Origin of the sequence: Pedobacter sp. MC2016-24 (assembly GCF_015223055.1) — a bacterium.
Lineage (GTDB): Bacteria > Bacteroidota > Bacteroidia > Sphingobacteriales > Sphingobacteriaceae > Pedobacter.
The window spans coordinates 1-1,398 of record NZ_JADFBX010000036.1 but is presented as its reverse complement, the minus strand read 5'-3'; the positions used below and the strand labels follow the sequence as shown (position 1 = coordinate 1,398).

1 protein-coding gene is annotated in these 1,398 nt (G+C 39.1%); it reads left to right on the top strand.

The window, feature by feature from the left end; translation table 11 throughout:
- Positions 1–357 precede the first annotated feature (357 nt).
- Positions 358–1,338 carry an acyl-ACP desaturase gene (locus IM797_RS28115; RefSeq protein WP_194130552.1) on the top strand — a complete coding sequence of 327 codons (981 nt, stop codon included), beginning with the start codon at positions 358–360 and terminating at the stop codon, positions 1,336–1,338.
- The last annotated feature ends 60 nt before the right edge of the window (positions 1,339–1,398 follow it).

The window sequence follows — 1,398 nt, the reverse complement described above, 5'->3', positions numbered from 1 at the left end:
ACAGGCTTTTCTTGTTTATAACAGTTTCACCTTTATAGTTTAGCACAGTTTCTGGTTTTATAGTTTATCACCGTTCCAGGCTTTTAAGTTACGATTAAGTTCTATGCAAAATTTGTGCTTTAAGACTGCTCTGGTCTGTTGTTTAGCCGATCTAAATCCTGTGAAGTAATACACTGAATACTTATTTATTGTGATCTGCTGAATGCGATTAATAAAGATGGCCTTAAGTACTGAACATCGAAATATTGTATTGGAAAATGTAGATTTGCAAGGTCTTAATTGCGAATAAATTAGATCTAAAACAAGGTATTGTTCATTTTTTGGTTATCTTTGATACAAATTTAAAACACAAAAAGAATGAGCTTTTTCGCAGAGAAAAGAAGGGAAGTCATGTTACACATAGAAAGCTATATGCTGGACATGATGGATACATACCTGAAACCGATTGATACTAATTGGCAGCCATCTGATTTCTTGCCCGATTCTACAAGTGAAACATTTTACCAGGATATAAAAGTATTACGTGAAAATGCCAATGATCTATCTTATGATCTGGTAGCTGTACTAATCGGAGATACGATTACTGAGGAGGCTTTGCCTACCTACGAATCGTGGTTATGTATGGTAGACGGAATTACAAAAAATGAGCAGGGTGGATGGATGAAATGGGTACGTCATTGGACTGCAGAAGAAAACAGACATGGAGATTTGCTAAATAAATACCTTTACCTTTCTGGCAGGGTGGACATGCGCCAAATGGAAATCTCAACACAATATCTGATTGCTGATGGATTTGACATTGGTACTGGTCATGATCCTTATCGAAATTTTATTTATACGAGTTTCCAGGAGCTGGCTACTAATATTTCGCACCGTAGGGTGGCTTCATTGGCTAAAAAAGACGGAGATGCGCTATTGTCTAAAATGTGTGGTGTAATTGCTTCTGATGAGGCGCGCCATGCTAAGGCTTATAAAGACTTCATGAGCAAGATTTTTGAGGTGGATCCGAATGAAGCGATGATTGCCTTTGAGGACATGATGCGTCAAAAGATTGTGATGCCGGCGCATTTCTTAAGAGAGATGGGCTTGAAAATCGGGCAAACTTTTGGTCATTTCACTGATGCTGCTCAACGTTTGGGTGTATATACTGCGGTTGATTATGTAGAGATCATGCAACAGCTGATCGAGGAGTGGAAATTAGAGAGCATGCGGGATTTAAACGATGCAGGTGAAAAAGCACGCGATTATATCATGGCACTTCCTTCCAGGTTGCTACGCGTTGCAGAACGGATGAAAAGCCCGACCATGGATTATAAATTCAGTTGGATACACGCTTAATATACATAGCATAAAACAAGGCGGCCCGAATCAATTGATTTGGGCCGCCTTGTTTTATGT